Raw genomic sequence first — 26,119 nt, forward strand, 5'->3', positions numbered from 1 at the left:
AGACCCTCTGTCTTATGTAATGATGAGCTCTTTGACACCTTTTATCGGCTGAGTGAGGTTGGACTGATCCGCGAAATAAACGTGGATTGGTCCTTCTTCAGTCATAGGCTTCCCATTTTGGCTGAAGTGTGCAATGCTTTCCATTGCCTGAGAAAGCGGAACAGCAATTGTCCCTGTTTCTGTGACAAATTCGCATGTATCTGCATGTTCAAGTGGTTCTGCATTTTTCAGCATATCACCCAGCTTCATTCCGAAGCTGCCTGTGACGAGTCTTTCCTTTTCGTACTTCTTCTCTGTTTTTAAAGTGGGTGGAAGTGTTTGCCCTTCTCTGATCACCCGCTCTTGGTCAAGCTCCTGATCCAGCTGATTTTCTTCATTTGCTGCGCTTTTTTCAAAAAATGAATCCATTAAAAATTTGCGGTCATCAAAAATCCATACACTTGGATCAATGGTGATCTTGTACTTTACGTTCCCCTTAATTTGAATGATGCTCATGTTCAAGACAACCCCTTTCCACCATAAATTATAGAAGTTTTCGCCTGCTTTGTCACTTTCATAAACATGCATCTCCTTGTACACACTAATCTTACATGAAAGATAGGGAGGATATTGGGCATGGCATGTCGCGACAATGAAGAGCTTCAGCGATTTGTAGAAGAAGCAAAAAAAGTGGCCAAAGATGGTAAAGTAGCATCCTATATTCCCGCTCTCGCCAAAGCGGATCAGACAGATTTATCTGTGGCTGTGTATCATGTGAGTAATACTTGCCACTCGGCAGGAGATGTAGATAAACGCTTTACACTGCAAAGTATTTCAAAAGTATTAGCCCTTGCGCTCGTACTCTCAGAAGAAGGGCCAAAAAAAGTTTTTCAATTTGTTGGACAAGAGCCTACAGGTGACCCGTTTAATTCAATGATTAAGCTGGAAACAGCAAGTCCGAATAAGCCGCTGAATCCAATGATTAATGCAGGAGCGCTTGCAGTCACAAGCTTAATAAGAGGCGCGACGCCGCAAGATCAGCTAAACCGTCTGCTTGGCTTTATTAGAGAGCTTGCAAATGACAAAAGCATTACATACTGCAAGGAAACAGCCGCATCCGAATTCGAGACATCTATGATTAACCGGGCAATGTGCTATTATATGAAGCAATATCATATTATTAGAGGGAACGTAGAAGAGGTCATGGACGTGTATACGAAACAATGTGCCATCATGATGAACAGCTTAGATTTGGCGAAAATTGCTTGTGTTTTTTCATTAGATGGCAGACATCCAGAGACGGGGCAGCAAATTCTTTCAAAAGATGTCGCTAGAATTTGTAAAACCTTTATGGTGACGTGCGGCATGTACAATGCAAGCGGGGAATTCGCCATTAATATCGGCATACCAGCTAAAAGCGGTGTTTCAGGCGGGATTATGGGAGCAGCTCCATATGATTTTGGGATCGGAATTTTTGGTCCAGCACTGGATGAAAAAGGGAATAGCATTGCTGGGATTAAGCTGCTTGAGCTCATGAGTGAAAAATATGAGATGAGTATCTTTTAATGATGAATGTCTTCTTTTTATTTTTACAAAGCGAACTGTACAAATCTGCTTGCAATTTTGGGCGTTTCGCTTTATGATAAATAGAAGAATTAGGTACTCGCCTGGGGAACGGAGGGATACTTTTGGCGTCAGAAATTTTAGTCGATCATCGGCAAAAAGCACTGGCTTTATTAAAATTGGATGCAGATAAAATTTTAAAATTGATCCAAGTGCAAATGGACAACTTAACGATGCCGCAATGTCCTCTTTATGAAGAGGTTTTAGATACTCAAATGTTCGGATTATCGAGAGAAATTGATTTCGCTGTCCGGCTTGGATTAGTTGATCAACATGAAGGTAAGAAACTACTCGATAAACTTGAGAGAGAGCTTTCCGCACTTCATGATGCGTTCACAAAAAAATAATGATTGAAAACTCAAACTTCCATAACTAAGTTTGAGTTTTTTTGTCCTCTATTTTCTTTTGATGGATTGACGGCAAACGGACTTGATTCTTTCATGAATGACGAACAATATAAAAGAGGTAAAACGGGATCAAACGGAGAAAATGTAGTAGAATAAGAACAGCTAAGAAGATATCAAGCAGTAGAAACAGACGTTAGGAAGAGGATTATATGTTAAAGAGAATGCTAAAATCGTATGACTACTCATTATTGTTCGCCATTATCTTAATCAGCGCATTCGGTTTGGTTATGGTGTATAGCTCAAGTATGATTACATCTGTTATCAGATACGATGCCGCGCCAGATAACTTTTTTAAGAAACAGCTCTTATTTATGATTGTTGGAGCAGCCATCTTGATCTTTACAGCATTAGTTCCATATCAGCTGTTTTCAAATAAGAAATTCCAGATTGGTATGCTGCTGCTTTCAGTTTTTTCCCTCATCTATGTATATTTTGGCGGTCATATTGCAGGGAACGCAAGAAGCTGGATCAAATTAGGACCTTTTAGTCTTCAGCCAGCTGAATTTGTGAAGATTGTCGTCATCATCTATCTTGCTGCGGTGTATGCCAAAAAGCAGCATTATATTGATCATATTTTAAGAGGTGTTACGCCTCCGATCGTGATTGTCTCTATCCTGTGCGGATTTATCATTTTGCAGCCAGACTATGGGACAGCCTTTATCATTGGCATGATTGCCCTTGCGATGATTTTATGCTCAGGTTTTAGCGGCAAAACGCTAGCGAAGCTGCTCGCGCTATTTAGTGCAGTAATGGTCGTCGTGACCCCATTTATTATTCTTTTTTGGGATAAAATTTTCACGCAAAATCGTCTCGGACGTTTTGAGAGTTTCCAAGATCCATTTAAAGATGCAGGGGCTACTGGGCATCAATTGATTAATTCATATTATGCAATTGGATCAGGCGGCTTTTTTGGACTCGGTCTAGGAGAAAGCGTTCAAAAGTACGGGTATCTGCCAGAACCGCACACAGACTTTATCATGGCTATTATCTCGGAAGAGCTTGGTTTTTTCGGCGTGTTTTTCGTTATCGCTCTTCTGGGTTTCATCGTCGTGAAAGGTTTTTATATTGCGAGAAAGTGTGAAGATCCGTTTGGAAGTTTGCTTGCAATAGGAATTTCCTCCATGATTGCGATCCAAACTTGTATCAATTTAGGCGGTGTTTCAGGTCTTATTCCGATCACTGGGGTAACACTTCCGTTTATCAGCTACGGAGGATCGTCCATCATTTTACTTAGCATCTGTATGGGCATGCTGCTGAATATCAGCATGTTTACTGAATATAAAGAGCGTTACAAAAAGAAAAAATCAATGAGCAAACCATCGGTTGAAAAAAATGGATTGCAGAAAACTTTGAATCTTTAGAAAACAAAAGTGTACAGTTTTCATTTCTTCCTTTATTATAGAGTACATATAAAATTTTAAGGGATATGGAGGAGTGAGAATGTCACAGAGAACAATTCAAAAGGTTCTAGTTGCAAACAGAGGGGAAATCGCTATCAGAGTCTTCAGGGCCTGTACGGAGCTCAACTTACGTACAGTGGCCATTTATTCCAAAGAAGACTCTGGCTCTTATCATCGCTATAAAGCAGATGAAGCATATCTAGTTGGAGAAGGGAAAAAACCGATTGATGCCTACCTTGATATCGAGGGGATCATCGAAATTGCAAAACGAAATGACGTGGATGCGATTCATCCAGGTTACGGATTTTTATCCGAAAACATTCATTTTGCAAGACGATGCGAAGAGGAAGGCATTCAATTTATCGGTCCAACTTCTCAGCATTTAGATATGTTTGGAGATAAAGTAAAGGCGAGAGAAGAAGCGAAAAAAGCTGGTATTCCAGTCATTCCAGGAAGTGACGGACCAGTTGATTCGGTCGAAGAAGTCGAAAAATTCGGTGAAGAATACGGTTACCCGTTTATTATTAAAGCTTCACTAGGCGGCGGCGGCCGGGGTATGCGGATTGTCAGATCAAAAGAAGAGCTGAAGGAAGCCTATGACCGTGCGAAGTCAGAGGCAAAAGCTGCTTTTGGAAATGATGAAGTATACGTTGAAAAGCTGATTGAGAATCCAAAACATATTGAAGTGCAGGTGATTGGTGACAATCACGGCAATATCATTCATTTATATGAGCGTGACTGCTCTGTTCAAAGGCGGCATCAAAAGGTCATTGAAGTGGCGCCAAGTGTGTCTCTAACAGATCAATTGCGTGAAGATATTTGCGAAGCAGCTGTTCAGCTGGCCCAGAATGTATCGTACATTAATGCTGGGACTGTAGAATTCCTTGTTGCAAATGGAGAGTTTTACTTTATTGAAGTTAATCCAAGGGTGCAGGTAGAACACACGATCACAGAAATGATCACAGGTGTCGATATCGTCCAAACCCAAATTCTTGTTGCAAAGGGGCATAACCTTCACAGCAAAGAAGTTGGTATTCCAAAGCAGGAAGATATCTTTACACACGGTTTTGCCATTCAATCAAGGGTCACAACAGAAGATCCTCTCAATGACTTTATGCCAGACACAGGAAAAATTATGGCCTACCGTTCAGGTGGGGGATTTGGTGTACGTCTTGATACAGGGAACAGTTTCCAAGGTGCGGTCATTACACCTTATTACGATTCACTATTGGTCAAGCTATCCACATGGGCGCTCACATTTGATCAAGCGGCTGCTAAGATGGTCCGAAATTTACAAGAATTCAGAATTCGCGGGATTAAAACAAACATCCCATTTCTTGAAAACGTAGCTAAGCATGAGAAATTCTTAAAAGGAGAATACGATACATCGTTTATCGACTCAACGCCAGAGCTATTTAATTTCCCTAAGCAAAAAGACCGTGGAACGAAGATGTTAACTTATATTGGTAACGTTACCATTAATGGGTTCCCTGGTATTGCGGAGAAAAAGAAGCCTCATTTTGACAAGCCAGACGTACCGAAGCTTCCTCTCAATCAAGAGATCCCGTCTGGGACAAAACAATTGTTAGATACGCATGGACCTGAAGGACTTGCCAACTGGGTGAAAGAACAAAATAACGTCCTTTTAACTGATACAACCTTTAGAGATGCGCATCAGTCTCTGCTTGCGACACGCTTTAGAACTCATGATTTAAAGAAAGTTGCCCAGCCAACAGCAGGTTTATGGCCAGAGCTGTTTAGTATGGAAATGTGGGGCGGTGCTACATTTGATGTCGCGTACCGTTTCTTAAAAGAAGATCCGTGGGAACGATTGAAAGAGCTTCGTCAAGAAGTGCCAAACACACTGTTCCAAATGCTATTAAGATCATCAAACGCTGTCGGATATACAAACTATCCGGATAATGTGATCAAAGCATTTGTAAAAGAATCTGCCGAGGCAGGCATTGACGTGTTCCGTATTTTCGATAGCTTGAACTGGGTCAAAGGCATGACGCTTGCCATTGATTCTGTTCGGGAATCAGGCAAAGTGGCAGAGGCGGCCATTTGTTATACGGGGGACATCCTTGATCCGTCTCGTCCAAAATATGATCTTAGGTACTATGTATCTCTTGCGAAGGAGCTTGAATCTGCCGGTGCACATATTTTAGGTATTAAAGATATGGCGGGGTTATTAAAACCGCAGGCAGCCTATGAGCTAGTCTCTGCTTTAAAAGATGAGCTTACAATCCCTATCCATCTTCATACGCATGACACGAGTGGAAATGGACTGTTCACCTATGCAAGAGCGATTGATGCAGGTGTTGATATTGTGGATGTTGCCGTCAGCTCTATGGCAGGACTCACATCGCAGCCAAGTGCAAGCTCACTTTATTATGCTTTAGATGGACATGAAAGAAAGCCAGACATGAACGTCCAATCTGTCGAACGCCTTTCTCAATACTGGGATTCCGTCAGAAAATACTATCATGAATTCGAAAGCGGCATGAATTCGCCTCATACAGAAATTTATGAGCATGAAATGCCTGGCGGTCAATATAGTAACTTGCAGCAGCAGGCGAAAGGTGTCGGTCTTGGCGAACGCTGGAATGAAGTAAAGGAAATGTACAGACGTGTGAATGACATGTTTGGTGATATTGTAAAGGTAACACCATCCTCTAAAGTAGTTGGAGATATGGCACTTTATATGGTGCAAAATGATCTAACAGAAGAAGATGTCTATGAAAAAGGAGCAACATTAGACTTCCCGGATTCTGTTGTGGAATTATTTAAAGGCTATTTAGGCCAGCCGCATGGCGGATTCCCAGAAAAACTGCAAAAGCTGATTTTAAAAGGGGAAGAGCCTCTTACTGTCAGACCTGGTGAGAAGCTGAAGCCAGTGGACTTTGAAGACATTAAGAAGCAGTTCAAAGAATCTCATGACCTGACGTTAACAGAGCAAGACGCAATTGCGTATGCCTTATATCCGAAAGTCTTTTCTGAATTTGTCCAAACAGCAGAAAGCTATGGCGACATCTCTGTTCTTGATACACCAACGTTCTTCTACGGGATGAGACTTGGAGAAGAGATTGAGGTAGAAATCGAAAAAGGAAAAACCCTTATTGTCAAACTCGTATCAATTGGCGAACCGAATCCAGATGCCACAAGAGTTCTTTACTTTGAGTTAAATGGCCAGCCGCGTGAAGTGGTGATTAAGGATGAAAGCATCAAATCCTCCGTTCAAGAAAAATTGAAGGCGGACCGCTCGAATTCAAATCACATCGCCGCGTCGATGCCAGGCACTGTCATTAAAGTACTCGTGGAAAAAGGGCAAAAAATTTCACAAGGTGAGCATTTGATGATTAATGAAGCCATGAAAATGGAAACGACTGTACAAGCCCCATTTTCTGCGGTCGTTGATGAAATACATGTGACGAATGGAGAACCGATTCAAACAGGTGATCTGCTCATTGTATTAAAGCCTGAATAAGAAGTGAGACACATCCACCGTGATGTGTCTTTTTCTTGAGCGCATTAAAATGTGCAGCAGCAAGTGAGAGTGATTACACTATAGAGTGAGGTGAAGAAGGTTGGACAAAATTGTTGTGATATGGTTTCGCCGGGATATGCGATTAGATGATCATATCGCCTTATCAAAAGCGATCACATATGCAAAAAAACACGAGTACAAATTATTTGCTCTTTATCATCTAGATCCATTCTTTACTGAAATGGACCTCGATTTAAACAACGAACATTTTTTCCAAAACGTGGCGCATTTCGTCAAGGAAGCAAGAGAATCTCAAATGTATGTTCACCTTCTCTATGGAGATGTCTTGCGTGCCTTTCAGCAAGTTATCGATCTGTATGACATCAAAGCTGTTTTTTTTAATGAAGATCAAGTGGGAATCGGACAAAGGCGTGACCATCACGTAACCGATTTTTTAGAAAAGAAGGGCATTCATGTGTCAAAATGGCAAGATACACACCTTCACGGGGCGCAAGATATTTTAAAAGCGGATGGCACTCATTATCAAGTGTTTACTCCATACTATCAATCATGGCGAAAGCAAGAGAAGCAGCCTGTGATAAAAGTTGACAAATCATTTCTCAGCAGCGCTCATACGATTTGTGATGAGTCACTTTCGCATGAAGGGAATGACAAACTACGCAGCATGATCAAGAAATGCTCAAGGAAATTTGATCAAATCGGCTCACACAAAGCGATGAACACGCTGCATGACTTTATCCAAAAAAGATTAACACGTTACCATGAAAAACGAGATATTCCATCTGTTTTTGGAACGAGCAAGCTGTCACGTTTCTTAAAAACAGGGACAATCTCAATCCGAAGGATCTTCCATGCGGTTCAGGAGGAAGCGCTGTTTGAAGACGAGGGCAGAGAAACCTTTATCAAAGAGCTAGCATGGCGAGATTTTTACCATATGATTTATGCTCATTATCCAGAGATGAAAGAAAAAGAAATTAATTCGGCGTTTCAAGGGATGAAATGGAATGAAGATGAGACGCTGTTTAACGCATGGTGTAAAGGTGAAACAGGCTTTCCCCTCGTCGATGCAGGGATGCGGCAGTTAAATGAGGAAGGCTGGATGCATAACCGTTTAAGAATGGTCACCGCCTCATTTTTAACAAAGGACTATTTGATTGATTGGAGAAAGGGAGAAGCGTATTTTGCAAAAAAGCTTGTGGATTATGATGAGGCTTCGAATATCGGAGGATTTCAGTGGGCAGCTTCTGTTGGGACAGATGCCGTTCCATACTTCCGTATTTTTAACCCAACGACTCAGTCAAAGCGATTTGATCCGAGCGGGGAATATATTAGAAGATATGTACCAGAGCTTAAGCATGTCGATGAAAAATGGATTCATGAACCAAGTAAAATGCCGATCGATGAACAACTGAAATCGAGCTGTGTACTAGGGGATACATACCCGCTGCCAACAGTTGATCACGGGGAAAGACGCAAAAAAGCCATCTCGCTATTCGAAGAAGCAAAACAACAATAAAAAAATCCCCCTTTCGGCATGATAGGGGGATGTAAATCTTATTTAAATGGCTCTTTGCTTTCATATTTAAACCGGGCAATAAGTAAGCAGAAGTAGCATAGTACCCCAAACAAACAAGAAATAAAGAATGAATGAGCCAACGCGTAACCAAGTGCAAGCTGAGAATAAACAGACATCACACCTGAAATGGCTTGAAGTGTAATCAGAATGGCTGAGATGATCCATCCATAATACAGCTGCTTCTGTTCTTTATAATGTTTCATGGCATGGAACATAGCGACAAATATCCAGACGAATAAAAGAAGTGCTGCTGCTCGGTGAGACATTTGAACCCACTGATTAAAATAAGTTGGAAGCGCACCGTCTTTTGAACAAAACGGGAAGACAGAGCAAGCAAGGCTTGACTTTGTATGTCTCACATAAGCACCCGTATAGACAACGATATACGTATATGTGATCAACCCATAAATATGGAACTGCATCTTTTTGCCGATATGAAGCGGCTTCACAAGCTTTGTTTCAGATCTGGTTGCTTCAAAGACAAGAAGGGCAAGCAGTAATACTGAAGCAAATGAAATGAGTGAAATACCGAAGTGCAGTGCCATCACAAGTGCGTTAGAACCAAATACGACGGCAAGAGCTCCTAAAAGCGCTTGAAGCACTAAGAATATAATGGACATGATGACCAAAAATTTGGTTTCACGGAATACTGGACTAATTTTTTTCCAGCATAAGACCGCTAGTGCCAGAACAAGAATGGTGGAAACCCCTGTTGACATGCGGTGACTCCATTCGATGATGGAAGCGGGGGTCATTTCAGGAAAGAAACGACCGTGGCAAAGGGGCCACTGTCTACCGCAGCCAAGACCCGAACCGGTTTTCGTAACAAGCGCACCGCCAATCAGTACGATCAGCATCACAAACGTTGTGATCACGCTCAATAGCCTTAAAGCAAATTTCATCAAATTATTTCACCTTCTCTAAAAAACTTCTGATGTAAATGAAAACCTCACATGCTCTCAAGTTTAAGCCAAATGCGTGTTCTGTTGCAATTCATAATGACCAAAGTTCACAAAAAAATGATATGTTAGTTCACAAAGTTTACAGATTTAGAGTGCTTGATCTTTCTTTGACAGTCTGATAGAAATAGAGGAGAGAATATTTCATTTTGCACCGCCTTCTGAAACACACATATATCCTAATAAATTCACGAAAAGTTCACAAATAACTTCAAGTTTGTCGTTTATTATTTAATAGGATGTTTTTTTACAGCTGTTTATCTTGTATGATAGAGTTGTAATGATTTTACGTGTCATTCGTTCGTTTGAAGGTTTGGGCAAGGGAGGTTATACACATTGGCAAATTCCAAAACAGCCGCGGAAGCAGCTATTCATGGACAAATAGAAGAAACAACAGCGTGGAAAGATTTTCTTGCTCTGATTAAAATGGGCATCGTCAATTCCAATTTCATTACGACATTTACTGGAATGTGGCTTGCTTTTTATTTTACAGGTATGAGTTTTCTTGGAAATCTTGATATTGTGCTGTTAACAATGATTGGTTCTTCTCTTATTATTGCCGGTTCATGCGCGATTAATAATGCGTTTGACCGTGATATTGATATATTAATGGAAAGAACAAAAACAAGACCGACGGTTACAGGTAAAATTCAGCCGGGGCAAGCGTATGCATTTGGCATTCTGCTTGTTGTATTAGGACTCATTATGCTTCTGATGACAACCATTACATCAGCAGTGATTGGATTTATTGGAGTCTTTACTTATGCGGTTCTTTACACCATGTGGTCTAAACGCCATTACACCATCAATACAGTTATCGGAAGTGTATCTGGCGCGGTTCCGCCATTAATTGGCTGGACAGCTGTAACAGGTACAATCGACACAACGGCTTGGGTTTTGTTTATGATTATGTTCATTTGGCAAATCCCGCACTTCCTATCACTTGCGATTAAGAAAACAGAAGATTACCGTAAGGCGGGCATTCCAATGCTGCCAGTTGTTTACGGCTTTGAAGTCACAAAACGCCAAATCATCATTTGGACAGCATGTCTTCTTCCACTTCCATTTTTCTTAGGTGGATTAGGATGGCCGATTGTCGCACTTGGTACACTGCTTAATATTGGATGGCTTGTTATTGGCCTTATGGGCTTTAAAATGAAAGACGTCATGAAGTGGTCAACGCTCATGTTCGTTTATTCATTAAACTACTTAACCATCTTTTTCGTAGCGATGATTATTATTACACTATTCTAGAGTGAAATACACTTTGATCACATCAAAACAATGGCTATATCTTATAACACAACATTTTCTAACAACTATGAAAGCCGCCTGATATTCAGTTCTATTTAGGCGGCTTTCTGTTTATACATAGATGGTATTTTGAGTAAAAACATCATTTTTTTATGAAAAGAGGAAATGTAAGTGCTTTTATAAGAGGCGGGGGTTATAGATGGGTGAGAAGTGATTTTATAAATAAGAGGTAAAAAGCGAAAGGCAAAGGAGATCAAGCAAAAGGGGTTGGGACAAATTATGATAAGAAAATGGCGTGTGTATTCACTGTTTCTCTTACTGACGCTCGTTTTGGCGGGCTGTGGTGAACCATACTTATCAACACTCAAGCCAGTTGGGGAAGTAGCAGATAAACAGTTTTTCCTAACGGTACTGAGTACACTTATTATGGTTCTTGTCGTCATTGTTGTATCGATCATTTTCTTTTACGTCATCATTAAATTCAAACGTTCTAAAGTGGGAGAAGATACGATTCCAAAGCAGGTGGAAGGGAACCGCAACTTGGAAATCACATGGACAGCGATTCCGATTCTTCTACTTATTATTCTCGTTGTACCTGTTGTGGCATACACGCTTGAACTAGGGGATACAAGCGCTATGGATAAGAAAAAACGAGATCCTGAAAAGACACTTGTTGTGAATGTAAGGGCCAGCTTATATTGGTGGGAATTTGAATACCCTGATTATGGGATTGTCACAAGTCAGGAATTGATCGTACCAACAGATCAAAAGGTGTACTTTAAGCTAAAAGCATCCGATGTCAAACACTCATTCTGGGTTCCATCGGCTGGCGGTAAAATTGATACAAACACAGATAATGAGAACAAATTTTATTTAATCTTTGACTCGAAACGAACGAAAGATGCAGGGGAATATTTCTACGGGAAATGTGCGGAGCTTTGCGGACCGTCACATGCTTTAATGGACTTTAAAGTTAAAACGCTTTCTCAAGATGAGTTCTTAGGATGGACGAAAAAAATGGCTGATTACAAGAAGCCTGAATCCACAAAAGATCTCGCTTTAGAGGGTGAAAAGCTATTTAAAGAGAAAAACTGTTTAAGCTGTCACGCAGTAGAGCCTGGTGACGAACGGCCGGAAGCAGCAAGGACAGCACCAAACCTTGCGACCTTCGGAGAACGGACGAAAGTAGCTGGAATCAAAGACATGAACAAAGAAAATGTGAAAGCATGGCTGAAAAATCCAGAAAGCTTTAAACCAGGTAATAAGATGACAGGAACGTACCCTAAATTAAATGACTCAGAAGCAGATGCACTTTACGAGTATTTAAAAGGTCTTAAAGTCGAGTAACAACTAGAAGCAGATATGCAAGAGGGTATGTGATCGATGTGAAGTTTTTGTTAAGAGCTCCCGAATATGTCTCTACAACCGAGAAGTCGTCATCTGTCAGACATAGTCTGTTTAAAGGATCGTTAAGAAAGACATCTATATGAAAAGGGGCAAATGGGAGATAAGAGGGGGATTTCATGGTGAGTACAATAGCTAAAAAGCGGGGGTTTGGCGCTGTCTTATGGGATTACTTGACAACGGTTGACCACAAAAAAATTGCCATATTATATTTAGTGGCAGGGGGATTTTTCTTTTTGGTTGGCGGAATCGAAGCGATGTTTATCCGTATTCAGCTAGCCATCCCTGAAAGTGATTTTGTCAGTGCAGGGGTTTACAATGAAATCATGACGATGCATGGAACGACAATGATTTTCCTTGCAGCTATGCCGCTTTTATTTGCATTAATGAATGCGGTTGTACCAATTCAAATTGGTGCACGTGACGTAGCATTTCCGTTTGTGAATTCACTTGGTTTTTGGTTATTCTTTTTCGGAGGAATTTTCTTAAACCTTGGATGGTTTATGGGCGGAGCACCTGATGCAGGCTGGACTGCATACGCTTCGCTCACGTTGAATTCTGAAGGGCATGGAATGGATTTCTATATTTTAGGTTTGCAGATTGCGGGTATTGGTACGCTGATTGCCGGGATTAACTTTCTTGCAACGATTATTAATATGAGAGCACCTGGTATGACGTATATGAGAATGCCGCTCTTTACTTGGACGACATTTGTCGCCTCCGCACTTATTTTATTCGCATTCCCGCCGCTGACAGCAGGGCTTGCGATGCTGATGCTTGATAGAATGTTTGACACGAGCTTTTTCAATCCAGAGCTTGGAGGGAATACAATCATCTGGGAGCATTTGTTCTGGATTTTCGGACACCCGGAAGTATATATCTTGATCCTGCCGGCATTTGGAATCTTCTCTGAGATCATTCCTGTGTTTGCAAGAAAAAGACTGTTTGGCTACTCGTCCATGGTCTTCGCTACTGTATTGATTGGTTTCCTTGGATTCATGGTGTGGGCGCATCACATGTTCACAACAGGGCTTGGACCTATCGCCAATGCGATCTTTGCCGTAGCGACCATGGCAATTGCGGTGCCAACAGGAATTAAAGTGTTCAACTGGCTGCTCACGATATGGGGCGGTAATGTGAAGTTTACAACGCCGATGCTTTATTCTGTTGCCTTTATTCCGTCGTTCTTACTTGGCGGGGTAACCGGGGTCATGCTTGCGGCAGCTGCAGCAGATTATCAGTTCCATGATACGTATTTTGTTGTGGCGCATTTCCATTACGTCATTATCGGCGGGGTTGTATTCGGTATTCTAGCAGGTGTGCATTACTGGTGGCCGAAGATGTTTGGAAAGATACTGAATGAGAAACTTGGAAAAATTGGCTTTGTGCTGTTTTTCATCGGTTTCCACTTAACTTTCTTTATCCAGCATTTTCTCGGTCTATGGGGCATGCCGCGCCGGGTCTTTACGTTCCTGCCAGGTCAGGGTCTCGAGCTTGGGAACTTGATCAGTACGATTGGGGCACTGTTTATGTTTGTAGCTGTTGTGATCATGCTGATTAATATCATCTGGACAACAGCAAAAGGGGAGCGTGTATCGAGCGATCCTTGGGGAGATGGAAGAACACTTGAATGGGCAGTGTCTTCGCCTCCGCCAGAATACAACTTTAAACAGCTTCCGCTTGTGAGAGGACTAGATCCATTATGGATTGAAAAAATGGATGGTAAAAAAGGAATGACAGCATCTGAACCGCTCGATGATATTCACATGCCGAATAATTCCATTTTGCCTGTCATTATCTCATTCGGTCTATTTGTGTCAGCGTTTGGTTTCATGTATCGTCAAGAGCACGACTGGGGGCTTCCAGTGATCTTCATTGGTCTTGGTATTACGTTTGCGACCATGCTCGTTAGGTCTCTGAAAGATGATCATGGATACCATATTCACAAAGAAGATTTGACCGACGACGATGATAAAGGGGTGAAAGCATAATGGAACCACAAAAAATGACGGCGGAAACCTTTCCGGCTTCTCCTGAGAAAGCCACGTTAGAAGGGAAGAATAAGTTTGTCGGGTTCTGGCTGTTTCTTGGAGGAGAAACCGTTCTGTTTGCATCGCTTTTCGCCACGTATTTGGCGCTGAAAAACTCAAATGCAGGCGGAGCAAAAACAACTGATATGTTTGACCTCACACTTGTCTTTATTGCCACAATGCTTCTATTAACGAGCAGTTTAACGAGTGTGTATGCCATGTATCATATGAAAAACTTTGCCTTTAAAAAGATGCAGCTTTGGCTTGGTATCACGGTCCTTTTAGGTGCTGGATTTTTAGGGGTTGAGATTTATGAGTTTTATCACTACGTGCATGCGTATGAATTTACGATTACCAGCTCAGCTCTTGGTTCTTCCTTCTATACACTTGTAGGAACTCACGGAGCTCACGTCGCCTTCGGACTTTGCTGGATTACCGCTCTCATGATTCGAAATATGAGACGCGGACTCGATTTATACAATGCACCGAAATATTATGTGGCAAGTCTCTATTGGCACTTCATTGATGTTGTGTGGGTCTTCATCTTTACCGTTGTATATTTAATGGGAATGGTGGGATAAGAATGGGAAATAAAAACACAAATCAGTCCAAAGTCGACCTTGTATATCGTAAAAAGAAAAATGCCGAAGAAATGAAGCATCAGCTCATTTCTTTCGGCTTGATGATTGGATTAACATTTGTTGCGTTTTTAACGATCGCCTCAGAAGACGTTGGAAATTGGTTCGCTGTACCATTTATTTTACTACTTGCAGGCATTCAGGTGGCTTTTCAGCTTTATTATTTTATGCACATGAACCAAAAAGGGCATGAAACACCCGCCTTGTTTCTATACTCAGGTGTGTTTGTTGCGTTTATTACCGTATTAGCCTTTTTGACCATTATATGGTGGTAAACCCGCTTTGCCCTTGAAGGAGGCGCAGCAATGGAGAACTTAGAAATATTCGGATTTCGGGCATTATGGAGCCCTTATTATTTGACTTGTATTGTGATAGCAGCTGCTCTTTATCTGCTTCTTGTGACAAAGGGGAAGCACCGTGCGACGGTGAAAGAGAAAACGTTATTTCTGACGGGGCTTGTTCTGTTATATGCTGTGAAAGGGAGCCCAATTGATTTAATGGGGCATATTATGTTTAGTGCACATATGGCGCAAATGGCAGTGCTCTATTTAGTCATCCCGCCTCTCCTTATTACAGGATTGCCTGCAGCCATCTGGGAGCGAATCATTCAAACACCAGGTATTCAAGCCGTTTTCCGTTTGTTTTCCAAGCCTTTAATTGCACTGCTTGGGTTTAACGGCTTGTTTTCGCTGTATCACATTCCACTTGTGTTTGATTTTGTGAAAACAGATCCGTTTTACCATGCATTGATGACGGTTGTTATTTTTATCGCTGCCTTTTTCATGTGGTGGCCGCTTGTCCATAAAGTTCAAAGTATGCCGCAGATCACAGGCATTTTGAAGCTTGGATATATCATGGCAGACGGGATATTGATGACTCCGGCCTGTGCACTCATCATGTTTAGTGAGGCGCCGATCTATGCAACCTATTCTGATGCAGGTGCATGGATACAAGCACTGCATTTATGTGTGCCAAGTGATATGCTTGCAGGCCTTGCTCTCACTGGTCCTGAAATGTTCCACACCTTGCCGCTGCTAGAGGATCAGCAGCTAGGTGCCATTTTGATGAAAATTATTCAGGAGATTGTGTACGGCTCTATTCTTGCTGTTGTCTTCTTTGACTGGGCAAGAAAAGAAAGAGCAAAAGATGCCGTACCAGATGCGCTTATTCCGAAATATGAATAAAAAAAGCACAGCCGACTGGCTGTGCTTTATTTCATGGCTAAAAGATCATTTTAGCCTTGTTTTATGCTTCAGCCGTCATGGCTTCTAGTTTTTCCTTCAGCTGTGCGAGTGTTTTTTTGCTTGATTGGATGAGAGACTTAGGGAATTCTTCGCCTTCGCCATATTCAACGCCATGTGGATAATAATGTTTTCCAAGTAATGGTGTTAGAAGCTGGATGTGTGCCTTTTTGGAACCGACATCTCCTTCAGTGGCGTAGCCGGAAATTCGTAAATAAAAGGTTCCCTCTACCATGCTGTACTTTCTGTCGTACGTCACACGCTCATAATCCCATTGATCGGCTCGTACAAATCCTTCACTTTCCATAATGAAATCTAATTTATTTAAGTCAGCTGATACCTCTTCAATCCCCGTACCTTCAAACTTCACCCAAAACCCCTCCTTATAAAATTTCCCTTTACTGACAATCATAGTATGAAAGCGTTAAACTTTCAACTGTGAAAGGTATGTTCTTTTATAAGCTGGTTACAGTAATAAAGAAAATAACGGATGGAGGAATCAACGTGAAAACGAAAAAAATCAAAGATATTATGACAAAAAAAGTAGTGACATGTCAGCAAGATGACAATACGTATGAAGCAGCAGTCAAAATGAGAGATGCTGACATCGGTGCCATTCCAGTAGTTGACGGAGATCAGCTCGTTGGAATAGTGACAGACCGTGACCTTGTGCTTAGAGGCATTGCAGAAAAAAAGCCAAATTCACAGGAAGTGGGCTCGCTGATGACAAAGGAAGTACTAACAGCTGAAGAAGATGCAACGCTTGAAGAAATTGTCCGGCTCATGTCAGAGCATCAGCTCCGCCGCATTCCCGTTGTGAAAAACGGCGCATTAACAGGAATTGTCGCTCTTGGAGATTTATCTGTCGAAGATTTATCAAATGATCGCGCGGGAGATGCACTGACAGAAATCTCTCAACAGGATCAAGATCATGGACAAGGATTTCTTCATTAAGAGGGGCATATTTTAAATTCGTGTTAAATAGGCTGTATTGTCGTTGATAAATGGAGCAAGTTTTGTTTAAATGACAGTAGAAGGTACTTTTTGTACCTTGCCAATTTAACGGAGGTGTTTATTTGAAAACTGTGCTCAAAACACTCCTCATCCTCCTGATTATATCTGGAACGTACGTTCTGTTTATTCAATATGGATCTTCACCAGAAAAAGAAAACAGCAATGAACCGAAGGTGTCTAATGAAGAAACATCTAGCGATAAGCCGATCAATATCCCAAAGAAGGGGCTCATGTCCTTTATGGGGAAATCTTCAAACGAAGTGCTTAAACAGCTGGGAGAACCAGATCGCATTGATCCTTCCGCATATGATTATGACTGGTGGATTTACAACCAATCGAAGAAGCACTATATTCAAGTAGGGGTAAAGGATAGTAAAGTGGTGACCTTGTTTGCAACAGGAGACGGACTGAATGTAGAACCATTTAAAATCGGTCAAGCCACGAGTGAAGTATTTAAGAAAACACAAATTGCACCTTACATTCATGTAGAGGATGAACAAAATTCATACCGCTTTGAATTCTCAGAAGATGATATGAATACAAGACCCACTGTGAAAGTGGGAGATGATGTGTATGTTCAGCTTTACATGGATAAGTTTGAAAGCACCCTTTCAAGTATCAGGGCCTTCAACGCAGATACATTTGTGAAACAAAAGCCATATGAGGTCGTCTACCGAGGTCAATTGGTAGAACCTGAGCCAATATCGGGCGAAAAGTGGAAAGATATCGAAACATCCAGTCAAAAACAAATTTTTGATATGACCAATATTATCCGACATAAGTACAACCTGCCGATCTTAAAGTGGGATGATGAAACCTCTGAAGTGGCCTTCATGCATAGTGAGGACATGAAAGAGAATCATTATTTCTCCCATGAATCTAAAAAATACGGTACGCTGAAAGACCGGTTAGAAAGAGGCGAGGTGGGCTTTCAGCTCGCAGGTGAAAACATTGCCTATAACTATGTCGATGGACCTGCAGCGGTAGAGGGCTGGCTCAATAGTGAAGGTCACAGGAAGGCGTTATTAAATAAAGATTACACGCATCTTGGCGTAGGGGTGAAAGAAAAATATTACACCCAGAATTTCATCAAGAAATCATCTTAAACGAAAGCAGCTGCATAAGTCGCAGCTGTTTTTTTGATGTTTAAAAAGAGGCTCACCAAAATAGATGCTGGTGTATATAGTATAGTAGGCATTTGTATGGGGGGTGAGGATATGACAAACAAGCAAAAACAAACATCCATTGATGAATTTAAACAATTCGTCAGACGCCATCCGAAGTTAATTCAAGAAGTGCAAACGCAAGAAAAAAGCTGGCAAAGTGTCTACGAGAATTGGGTCATGTTTGGTGAGGAAGATGAGATGTGGTCACCTTACCGGCAATTGAAATCTGAAGACGCTAAAGAAGAAAAAGCCTCTAAGCCAAGTGAAGCAGGAAAAGCAGATTTTATGTCTAAAATGGTTTCTGCTGTGAAAAAAATGGACGCTGATCAAATGAATGAACAGATTAACAAAATGAGCCAGTCTATTTCCTCTTTACAAAGCTTACTCGGCCAATTTTCATCCAATGGTTCAAAGAAAGGTTCATCTGGAGGCAGTCAGCACCCATTCTCCTTCAGGAAAGATTAAGTGAAAGGGGATGCTTCTGGTGCGAAAAGAAGTACAGGAATTTGTCATGGCCGAAGAGGATCGAATCAAATTCATAAGGCAGCGTCCTCTCTGGTACAGACAGCTGACGCGACATCCTGAAAATCTCTCGTCCTTTGAATTAGATAAAATGAACTTTTACGAAAAAACCATTCCTCATCGTGTAAGTCAGTTGAGCAATAGCGTCCAAATGGCTGAAATGATGATTCAAATGTTCCAAGCAATGCGCAATCAAAATGGAGCCGGTTGAGGCTTTTTTGAGTTGATTAAGATGTCTATTTCCTGAGCATCCTATAAAAGTAGATGAAAGGAGAATCAGATGATGAAATGGATGCTGTCAATAGGCGCATTGCTTTTTCTTGTTACCGGGTGTCAAAGTCAACATGGAGAAGAGCAAGTGATCAAGCAAGACCCAGCAGTACCAGTCATGCAGCAAACCAAAAGCGAAATGCAGCAGCAAGGCTTTTTGAAATACAAAGTGCAAGGATCGTCGGTCTATATAGAAAGTACACTTCAAGATTTTCATCTTCAGCCAGAGCGTCTAAAAAAGAACGAGAAGGCGGGATATTTCACAGTGTATGTAGACGGGAAACGTGCAGGGAATGAGTATACTGCGGCATTTGTGGTCAAGCACCTTTCAAAAGGAAAGCATAAAATGACCGTTGTGCTGAATTCTCGTCATCCAGAATATAAACAGAAAAGAGAAACATGGGATGTATTTGTCACGTAAAAGCATTTTCTGATCCATAGGTTTCGTGGTAAACTATGAATTGGAGGTGCAACATTTATGTATGCGACAATCGAATCTGTGGAGCTCCAAGAGGAAGCAAATCAATTGGCTGCCATGATTCTTCAGTCGGAGGAGGCTGAACATTACCGCAACTGCTTTAAGCGTCTCCAGCAAGACGAAGAAGCCCAACAAATTATTGCCCATTTTACAAAAGTAAAAGAGCAATATGAGGATGTGCAGCGGTTCGGCAAATACCATCCGGACTATAGAACGATCTCAAAGGAAATGCGTGAGGTCAAAAGAAAGCTAGATCTTCACGATACAGTGGTTGATTTCAAAAAAGCAGAAACAGCGATTCAATCCATCTTAGATGAGATTAGTATTGAAATCGGTCAAGCTGTATCAGCATATATTAAAGTTCCAACAGGGAACCCATATTTTGATGGTCTATCATCATGCGGCGGTGGCTGTGGATCAGGTGGCAGCTGCGGCTGTAAAGTATCTTGACGAGACTTGAATGTCTCGTCTTTTACATAATGAATGAAAAGAATTGAAAAGCGGCAGGTGAAAAGATGGAAACCAAACGTCAAGGGATGGTCGTCTGGCTGCATTCGTTAAAGCAGTCAAAAGCGCTAAGAAAATTCGGGAATGTTCACTATATTTCAAGGAAAATGAAATATGCGGTGATCTATTGTGATATGAATGATCTTGAGCGCCATATGGCTAAGCTCAGCTCGTTACCATTTGTGAAACGTGTTGAGCCTTCATATAAACCTTTTATTAAATTAGAGTACGAATCCAAATTGGACAAAGCAAAAGAGTATGATTATAAGGTGGGCTTTTAAAGACACAAAAAAATCCCCGCGGCATCACCCGCGGGGTCCTTCTATTCTTAATGATTCATTAAGGAGAAGGCAAAGGGAGAGGAGAAACCGGAGGAAGAACTTATGGGGAAACGTAAGTCTTCTCCGCGGTTGGCAACAGCACCACATCAGATGCTGTTATAAATAGTATGACCCCGGATTTCTTGATCTATACATAGAAAATGAATGAAAATCCGCGCATTGTTCCTTGAGGAGTGATGTGGTAAGATAATGTTGAATTTTTTGTCATCAACAATGACCAATAGAAGCAAGCAGAAAAAGTGGTGGAAAAATGAGAGTCATCTCTGGAACGAGAAAAGGCCGCACACTTAAAGCGGTACCAGGTCAATCAACAAGACCGACGACAGATAAAGTAAAAGAATCGATATTTAATATGATCGGCCCGTATTTCGATGGCGGATGGGCCCTTGATTTATTTGCAGGAAGCGGTGGTTTAGGAATTGAAGCGCTTTCTAGAGGATTCGATCATTGCATATTTGTTGATCGAGATATGAAGGCGATTCAGACGATTAAAGGCAACTTGAATCAATTGTCGCTAATGGATCAAAGTGAAGTGTTTCGAAATGAAGCAAAGCGTGCACTCGCAGCTGTTGTGAAACGAGAGGAATCCTTTCAAGCCATTTTCCTTGATCCGCCCTATAAAGATCAACAGCTAAAAGCACTTCTTGAAATGATTGACGAGCACGCCTTGTTAACAGATGACGGCGTGATCGTGTGTGAGCACGACAAAGATGTGAAGCTGCCAGAAGAAGCAGGACAACTTCACATCACAAGACAGGAACTGTACGGATTGACTGGTATTACGATCTATAGAAAGCGGGGAAATTAATATGGGGAACATAGCCGTTTGTCCGGGCAGCTTCGATCCAGTCACATTGGGGCATTTGGATATCATCAAAAGAGGTGCAAAGATTTTTGATGAAGTGTATGTATGTGTATTAAATAATTCATCTAAAAAACCGTTATTTACTGTTGAAGAACGGTGTGAGCTTATTCGCCAAGCGACGAAGGAGCTGCCAAATATCAAAGTTGAATCCTTTCACGGCCTTCTCGTTGATTATGCGAAGCAAAAAGAAGCTAAAGTCATTTTACGCGGACTAAGAGCTGTGACGGACTTTGAGTATGAGATGCAAGGCACCTCAATGAACAAAGTGTTAGACGATGAAATTGAAACGTTTTTTATGATGACCAACAATCAATATTCCTTCTTAAGCTCCAGCATTGTCAAAGAAGTAGCGAAATATCATGGGGCAGTCAAAGATCTTGTACCAAAAGAGGTAGAAGCAGCGCTGAAGGAAAAATTTAATGGATGAGTGCACCTGGCACTCATCCATTTTTTAATTTCCGATAGTATAGCGCGATATACACAATCAAGCTGCAAAGTGTGATCAAAGGACCAGCTGTCACAAGCTGATTCCAAAGCACGCTGCTGAACATGACGACCTGCTGGCCTGCATCAAAGGCACCCGCCGGGAGAGCGATGTCTGATCGAGAGACATAAAGAGGCTTGAATAATAAAAAGGCAAAAACAGCTGCATAAATCCCGTGAAGCAAACGGGCGAAGAAAAATGGTTTAAAGCGGATATCGGTTGCCGCTAGAATGCCGGCGACTTGGGCTTGAACAGAAAACCCGCTGAATCCTAAAATAAAGCTGACGACAATGGTTTTAGCGAGAAGGGTGACTTCCTGCGACCCTGTCATCTGGCTTCCTAATGTGATTTCAAATAAACCAGCAATCATGGCAAGGTCTAATTCTGGCGGAAGGTGCATCGTTTGCAGCATATATCCGAGCCCTATGGATAAAAGGTCTGTCACATGGACAACTGACAGCATTTTACTAAACACAGAAAATAAGATAATAAAGCCGCCAATCATAAAGAGTGTTTGGACTGATGACATGACTGCATCACTTAAAATTTGGCCGAGCGGTCTTTTCTCTGCGAGTCTTGCTGTATGAAGAGCATTGAAAGCCTCTTTAAACGGCGGGATTAAAAATTTCTTGCGGCTTCTTAGATGCGCATCATGCCGCGCTTTATATCCCCGCATCGTCACACCAACAGCAAGGTTCCCTAAATAATGTGCGCTTGCCAATACAATGCCTAAAGCTGGGTGATGAAAAAAACCAACAGCCACCGCACCGAAAATAAACAATGGATTCGATGAATTTGTAAAGGAAACGAGACGCTCTGCTTCGATCCGCGTCAGCTGCCTTTCCTGCCTCAGTCTTGTCGTTAATTTCGCACCGGAAGGAAACCCTGAAGCCATTCCCATTGCTAGGACAAATCCGCCTACACCTGGCACCCGGAAGATGGGGCGCATAAATGGCTCTAATAATACTCCGACAAATCTGACAATCCCAAAACTAATTAATAGCTCGGACAAAATAAAAAAAGGAAGCAATGATGGAAACACAACCTCCCACCACATTGCAAGTCCATTTTTCGACGCTTGCAAAGAGGCTTGTGGGTGTGTAATCACAGTGGCTGTTAAAAAAATAAAAAAAGCAGCGATGAACAGAGTGTTCCATTTTTTCATGGAGATTTCGCCCCTTGCCGTTATGATCTATTGGCGAGCTCGTGATAAGAAATTTGCCGAGCCTGTCTTCTATTACTATACGAGCAGTAGGGGCATGTTTAGACCTATAGATTCGTATATATGCATAGAAAGAGGAGGGTGGATTTTCATGAAGCGACCGATCATCGGGCTTGCACTAGGCTCCGGGGGTGCGAGGGGAATGGCGCATATCGGGGTTTTGTCTAGTCTTGAGAAGCAAGGGATACAGGTAGATATGATCGCAGGAAGCAGTATTGGCGCACTTGTTGGGAGCTTTTATGCGGCAGGACAAGACGTAGAAAAAATGAAAAAACTTGCACTTGTCTTCAGAAGAAAGTATTATGCTGACTATACACTGCCAAAAATCGGTCTTTTAAAAGGAAATCGAATTTTGCAGCTGATTCACACGTTTACATATGGGAAAACATTCGAAGAATTAAGAATGCCCCTTGCGGTGGTCGCCTGTGACCTCGAAACAGGGGAAAAGGTTGTGTTTAAAGAAGGGTCTGTCTCACAAGCAGTCAGAGCAAGCATCAGCATTCCAGGCGTGTTTGTTCCTCACGAAATGGGCGGCAGACAGCTAGTGGATGGAGCGGTTGTTGACCGCATTCCTGTGTCTGTGTTAAAAGAAATGGGCGCAGACCTTATCATCGCCTCTGATGTATCAAGGGTGAAAAAAACAGAAAAGGCGACGAGATTATCGGATGTGATTATGCAAAGTTTGGACATCCTTCAAAATGAATTGGTCCGTCATCAAACCATTCATGCAGATCTCATGATTCGGCCGAGGCTTGAAACATTTAGCTCTAGTTCGTTCACACAGGTTCAGGAGATGATTGAAGCTGGGGAGCTCGCCGCAGACCAATTAACAGGTAAACTGAAAGATGTCATTGATAAATGGGAGTGTTAATCGAATGAAAAAATTGAATATTCGCTGGCTCAGCTTTTTTGTCGTTGTTCTTATCTTATTTGGCTTAACTTTTGTCAAACTGCCGTATTACGTGACAAAGCCGGGTGATGCAACAGAAATTGCCCCACACATTCAAGTGGACGGTGGATACGGTGAGAAGGGCAGCTTCTCTCTTATGACGATTAAAGTAGGTCCAGCCAATCCGTATACGTATTTGCTTGCGAAAATGAATAAATATGACGAAATCGTCCCAGAAGAAAATATTAAAGCGGACGGAGAGTCGGATGAAGATTATATGAAAAGACAGCTTCAGCTAATGAAAAGCTCTCAAGAAAATGCCATGATTGCCGCGTATACAAAAGCAGGTAAAAAAGTAGATTATACGTTTAATGGGGTATATGCGAGCTACGTCATGAAAGGCATGCCTGCTTATGGCAAAATTGAAGTGGGTGACCGGATTAAAAGCGTTGATGGCAAGACGTATGACTCTGCTGATAAAATGGTGTCGTATATCAGCCGTCAAAAAGCTGGTACATCTGTCCGTTTTGTCCTTGAACGAAACGGCAAGGATATCACGCAGCAAGTGAAGTTAAAACCTTTTAAAGAAGAGCCGAATCGAGTCGGAATTGGCGTATCATTATTTACAGACCGAAATGTGAAAGTCTCGCCGTCTATTAAGGTGGATATTGAAAATATCGGCGGCCCGTCGGCAGGTTTAATGATGTCACTTGAAATTTATAACCAGCTAACAAAGGAAGACGAAACTCATGGCTATGCGATTGCAGGGACCGGAACGATTGACGCAGATGGCACGGTCGGGCCAATTGGCGGCATTGATCAAAAGGTCGTTGCAGCAGATAAAGCAGGAAAAGATATCTTCTTTGCACCAAACGATAAAGGTGATCCAAACTCAGACTACAAAAATGCAGTGAAAACAGCGAAAGATATTAAAAGTGATATGAAAATCGTTCCTGTGGACACAATGCAGGACGCACTGAACTATTTAAACAAGTTAAAAGAGAAAGCATCTTAACTAAAAAAAGAGCAGCCTTCATCAAAGGCTGCTCTTTTTATCAAGATTGGAAGAGACCAGTCTCTTCATCATAGCGGATCGGTGAGGTTTTAAATTCTGCTTCTGTTAACTTTGTTTGCATTGGTTCGCTGATGGGAAGGCTGAAGACGCGGGAAGCACGAATGTCAAGATCAAGGGCAGGGTGTGAAAAGGAAGACAGCTTGCTGATGAGCGGTACGTCCAATTCTTTTTTGACAAGTGATAAGTATTGCTGTCCTTTCTTTGACATACCAAGTAAACGAATGTATGGCGTGTGTTTCTCGTTTAGCAGCTCATGCATCACAGTTTTCTTTACCCTCATTAAAAGGTGCGTATTCATCCGCTGCAGCCTTGTCCACGTATATCGTTTTGTTTTCAAAAGTGATAGATATTCCTCGTAGGAGGACGCATGCGTGATCGCCTTTTGCATGCGGTGTTCGATGCCTTCTTCAATTTCATAGATGCCTTCTAATTCTGCTGTATCCATTGTGTGAAACACATGTTTTAAGAAGCTGAAATAGTCTTCTTGTGTATGTAAAAGATCATAAGAAGAATAATAGTCATGTAATTGCTTAAGCGAAGCTTCCGGAAGATAAGAGGCGACAGTTTCAAATGACCCATTCTCTTTTAACGCTTTTCGGATGCTTGTTGCGCTTGCGATTTTCTGATGTTTAGGAAGCTCTTGATCATGATAACCTGATGCAATTCTTTGAGAGGTAAAGGGCTCTATGTGAGGAGATCTCTCTAAGATCGCTTTGACATAATGGAAGCCTAAAATGTTATTGGGCTTAGACAGATCCAGTAAGTGTTTAGGATCAATGATCTCTTGAAACGCAGCGGCAGAGGCAGCTGGATAACTAAGCCCTTCTTTGACCTTTGCTTTTGTGAAAAGATCAATTTCTTCTTTTTTCTCATGCCAAGCGTGAGCTGTTCGTTCAAATGTTTTGATATCTCCATCCTCGCTTCCGAAAAAAAGGGAGCGGCATTTTAAAGCGTCTAAAATGGACACAGCGCCGTTTGCAAAGATTTCTGCCTTTTGCACTGCATAGATGTATGGAAGCTCACATACGATGTCTACACCGTTTTGTAATGCCATTTTAGTACGTGCCCATTTGGAGACGATGGCAGGCTCTCCGCGCTGGAGGAAGGAACCGCTCATGACGGCAATGGCTACATCTGAGGAGGTATGTGTTTTCGCCTGACGAACATGATAGGCATGTCCATAATGAAATGGATTGTACTCGACAACAACTCCTGTTGCTTTCAATAGATGTTCCGCCTTTCTTGCTATGGTTAAATGGTCTATGCT

27 protein-coding genes are annotated in these 26,119 nt (G+C 41.8%); 22 read left to right on the forward strand and 5 right to left on the reverse strand.

What is annotated here, in order from left to right:
* Window positions 1-12: 12 nt before the first annotated feature.
* Window positions 13-495 carry a hypothetical protein gene (locus MHI46_RS07230; protein WP_048238850.1) on the reverse strand — a complete coding sequence of 161 codons (483 nt, stop codon included), beginning with the start codon at window positions 493-495 and terminating at the stop codon, window positions 13-15.
* 120 nt (window positions 496-615) lie between these two features.
* Here MHI46_RS07230 and glsA point away from each other — a divergent pair, with 120 nt between their 5' ends.
* From glsA to MHI46_RS07255, 5 genes are all read left to right on the forward strand, one after another.
* Window positions 616-1,545, forward strand: coding sequence for a glutaminase A (gene glsA / locus MHI46_RS07235; RefSeq protein ID WP_034281651.1), 930 nt, complete (start codon window positions 616-618; stop codon window positions 1,543-1,545).
* A gap of 122 nt (window positions 1,546-1,667) precedes the next feature.
* Window positions 1,668-1,949: a YlaN family protein gene (locus MHI46_RS07240; protein ID WP_003212509.1), complete on the forward strand. Its 282-nt coding sequence runs from the start codon at window positions 1,668-1,670 to the stop codon at window positions 1,947-1,949.
* A 209-nt stretch (window positions 1,950-2,158) separates the two neighbouring features.
* Entirely contained in the window at window positions 2,159-3,370 is a 1,212-nt protein-coding gene (gene ftsW / locus MHI46_RS07245; RefSeq protein WP_039178273.1) for a putative lipid II flippase FtsW, read from the forward strand.
* Window positions 3,371-3,449: 79 nt separating this feature from the next.
* Complete coding sequence (pyc, locus tag MHI46_RS07250; protein ID WP_251180721.1) at window positions 3,450-6,896, forward strand: pyruvate carboxylase; 3,447 nt, start codon at window positions 3,450-3,452, stop codon at window positions 6,894-6,896.
* A 100-nt stretch (window positions 6,897-6,996) separates the two neighbouring features.
* Complete coding sequence (locus MHI46_RS07255) at window positions 6,997-8,433, forward strand: deoxyribodipyrimidine photo-lyase (protein ID WP_260775905.1); 1,437 nt, start codon at window positions 6,997-6,999, stop codon at window positions 8,431-8,433.
* Window positions 8,434-8,471: 38 nt separating this feature from the next.
* Here the strand turns inward: MHI46_RS07255 and MHI46_RS07260 are convergent, their stop codons facing one another.
* Entirely contained in the window at window positions 8,472-9,395 is a 924-nt protein-coding gene (locus tag MHI46_RS07260) for a heme A synthase (protein WP_342503191.1), read from the reverse strand.
* A 393-nt stretch (window positions 9,396-9,788) separates the two neighbouring features.
* Between MHI46_RS07260 and cyoE the strand changes: the two genes are divergently transcribed.
* The 6 genes from cyoE (at window position 9,789) to ctaG (ending at window position 15,962) form a co-directional block, all read left to right on the forward strand.
* On the forward strand, window positions 9,789-10,706 hold the full coding sequence (cyoE, locus tag MHI46_RS07265) for a heme o synthase (RefSeq protein WP_003211774.1): 918 nt from the start codon (window positions 9,789-9,791) through the stop codon (window positions 10,704-10,706).
* A 279-nt stretch (window positions 10,707-10,985) separates the two neighbouring features.
* Window positions 10,986-12,053: a cytochrome c oxidase subunit II gene (gene coxB / locus MHI46_RS07270; protein ID WP_342503192.1), complete on the forward strand. Its 1,068-nt coding sequence runs from the start codon at window positions 10,986-10,988 to the stop codon at window positions 12,051-12,053.
* A gap of 176 nt (window positions 12,054-12,229) precedes the next feature.
* A complete protein-coding gene (gene ctaD / locus MHI46_RS07275; RefSeq protein ID WP_039178285.1) occupies window positions 12,230-14,101 on the forward strand; it encodes a cytochrome c oxidase subunit I in 1,872 nt (623 codons plus the stop codon).
* Window positions 14,098-14,721 carry a cytochrome c oxidase subunit III gene (gene ctaE / locus MHI46_RS07280; RefSeq protein WP_087977219.1) on the forward strand — a complete coding sequence of 208 codons (624 nt, stop codon included), beginning with the start codon at window positions 14,098-14,100 and terminating at the stop codon, window positions 14,719-14,721. Before ctaD ends, ctaE begins: the two co-directional genes overlap by 4 nt.
* A 2-nt stretch (window positions 14,722-14,723) precedes the next feature.
* Complete coding sequence (ctaF, locus tag MHI46_RS07285; RefSeq protein WP_024426910.1) at window positions 14,724-15,053, forward strand: cytochrome c oxidase subunit IVB; 330 nt, start codon at window positions 14,724-14,726, stop codon at window positions 15,051-15,053.
* 30 nt (window positions 15,054-15,083) lie between these two features.
* On the forward strand, window positions 15,084-15,962 hold the full coding sequence (gene ctaG / locus MHI46_RS07290) for a cytochrome c oxidase assembly factor CtaG (RefSeq protein WP_342503193.1): 879 nt from the start codon (window positions 15,084-15,086) through the stop codon (window positions 15,960-15,962).
* Between the two features lie 61 nt (window positions 15,963-16,023).
* Here the strand turns inward: ctaG and MHI46_RS07295 are convergent, their stop codons facing one another.
* Window positions 16,024-16,389 carry a YugN family protein gene (locus tag MHI46_RS07295; RefSeq protein ID WP_039178290.1) on the reverse strand — a complete coding sequence of 122 codons (366 nt, stop codon included), beginning with the start codon at window positions 16,387-16,389 and terminating at the stop codon, window positions 16,024-16,026.
* Window positions 16,390-16,550: 161 nt separating this feature from the next.
* Here MHI46_RS07295 and MHI46_RS07300 point away from each other — a divergent pair, with 161 nt between their 5' ends.
* The 9 genes from MHI46_RS07300 (at window position 16,551) to coaD (ending at window position 21,609) form a co-directional block, all read left to right on the forward strand.
* The gene (locus tag MHI46_RS07300; protein ID WP_034663862.1) at window positions 16,551-16,973 is read left to right on the forward strand and encodes a CBS domain-containing protein; all 423 of its coding nucleotides are present in this window, start codon (window positions 16,551-16,553) and stop codon (window positions 16,971-16,973) included.
* Between the two features lie 122 nt (window positions 16,974-17,095).
* Window positions 17,096-18,139, forward strand: coding sequence for a CAP domain-containing protein (locus tag MHI46_RS07305; protein WP_058837749.1), 1,044 nt, complete (start codon window positions 17,096-17,098; stop codon window positions 18,137-18,139).
* 111 nt (window positions 18,140-18,250) lie between these two features.
* The gene (locus MHI46_RS07310; protein WP_342503194.1) at window positions 18,251-18,664 is read left to right on the forward strand and encodes a YlbD family protein; all 414 of its coding nucleotides are present in this window, start codon (window positions 18,251-18,253) and stop codon (window positions 18,662-18,664) included.
* A gap of 19 nt (window positions 18,665-18,683) precedes the next feature.
* The gene (locus tag MHI46_RS07315; protein ID WP_039178297.1) at window positions 18,684-18,932 is read left to right on the forward strand and encodes a YlbE-like family protein; all 249 of its coding nucleotides are present in this window, start codon (window positions 18,684-18,686) and stop codon (window positions 18,930-18,932) included.
* 69 nt (window positions 18,933-19,001) lie between these two features.
* Window positions 19,002-19,412 carry a hypothetical protein gene (locus tag MHI46_RS07320; RefSeq protein ID WP_235354793.1) on the forward strand — a complete coding sequence of 137 codons (411 nt, stop codon included), beginning with the start codon at window positions 19,002-19,004 and terminating at the stop codon, window positions 19,410-19,412.
* Between the two features lie 57 nt (window positions 19,413-19,469).
* A complete protein-coding gene (locus MHI46_RS07325; protein ID WP_007499807.1) occupies window positions 19,470-19,919 on the forward strand; it encodes a YlbF family regulator in 450 nt (149 codons plus the stop codon).
* 65 nt (window positions 19,920-19,984) lie between these two features.
* A complete protein-coding gene (locus tag MHI46_RS07330; RefSeq protein WP_003212137.1) occupies window positions 19,985-20,257 on the forward strand; it encodes a YlbG family protein in 273 nt (90 codons plus the stop codon).
* A 280-nt stretch (window positions 20,258-20,537) separates the two neighbouring features.
* Entirely contained in the window at window positions 20,538-21,125 is a 588-nt protein-coding gene (gene rsmD, locus MHI46_RS07335) for a 16S rRNA (guanine(966)-N(2))-methyltransferase RsmD (protein WP_257218367.1), read from the forward strand.
* Window position 21,126: 1 nt separating this feature from the next.
* Entirely contained in the window at window positions 21,127-21,609 is a 483-nt protein-coding gene (gene coaD, locus MHI46_RS07340; protein ID WP_024426917.1) for a pantetheine-phosphate adenylyltransferase, read from the forward strand.
* A gap of 13 nt (window positions 21,610-21,622) precedes the next feature.
* Here the strand turns inward: coaD and ylbJ are convergent, their stop codons facing one another.
* Window positions 21,623-22,831, reverse strand: coding sequence for a sporulation integral membrane protein YlbJ (gene ylbJ, locus MHI46_RS07345; protein ID WP_313902622.1), 1,209 nt, complete (start codon window positions 22,829-22,831; stop codon window positions 21,623-21,625).
* Window positions 22,832-22,979: 148 nt separating this feature from the next.
* Between ylbJ and MHI46_RS07350 the strand changes: the two genes are divergently transcribed.
* Both MHI46_RS07350 and MHI46_RS07355 read left to right on the forward strand, forming a co-directional pair.
* Window positions 22,980-23,759 carry a patatin-like phospholipase family protein gene (locus MHI46_RS07350; protein WP_041084940.1) on the forward strand — a complete coding sequence of 260 codons (780 nt, stop codon included), beginning with the start codon at window positions 22,980-22,982 and terminating at the stop codon, window positions 23,757-23,759.
* Window positions 23,760-23,763: 4 nt separating this feature from the next.
* A complete protein-coding gene (locus MHI46_RS07355) occupies window positions 23,764-24,792 on the forward strand; it encodes a SepM family pheromone-processing serine protease (RefSeq protein ID WP_260775906.1) in 1,029 nt (342 codons plus the stop codon).
* Window positions 24,793-24,832: 40 nt separating this feature from the next.
* On the opposite strand, the gene MHI46_RS07360 is transcribed toward MHI46_RS07355, so the two are convergent.
* Window positions 24,833-26,077 (reverse strand): nucleotidyltransferase, encoded by a 1,245-nt coding sequence (locus tag MHI46_RS07360; protein ID WP_342503195.1) that lies wholly within the window; start codon window positions 26,075-26,077, stop codon window positions 24,833-24,835.
* Between the last annotated feature and the right edge of the window lie 42 nt (window positions 26,078-26,119).

The sequence above is a fragment of the Bacillus sp. FSL K6-1000 genome (assembly GCF_038630785.1).
Lineage (GTDB): Bacteria > Bacillota > Bacilli > Bacillales > Bacillaceae > Bacillus > Bacillus safensis.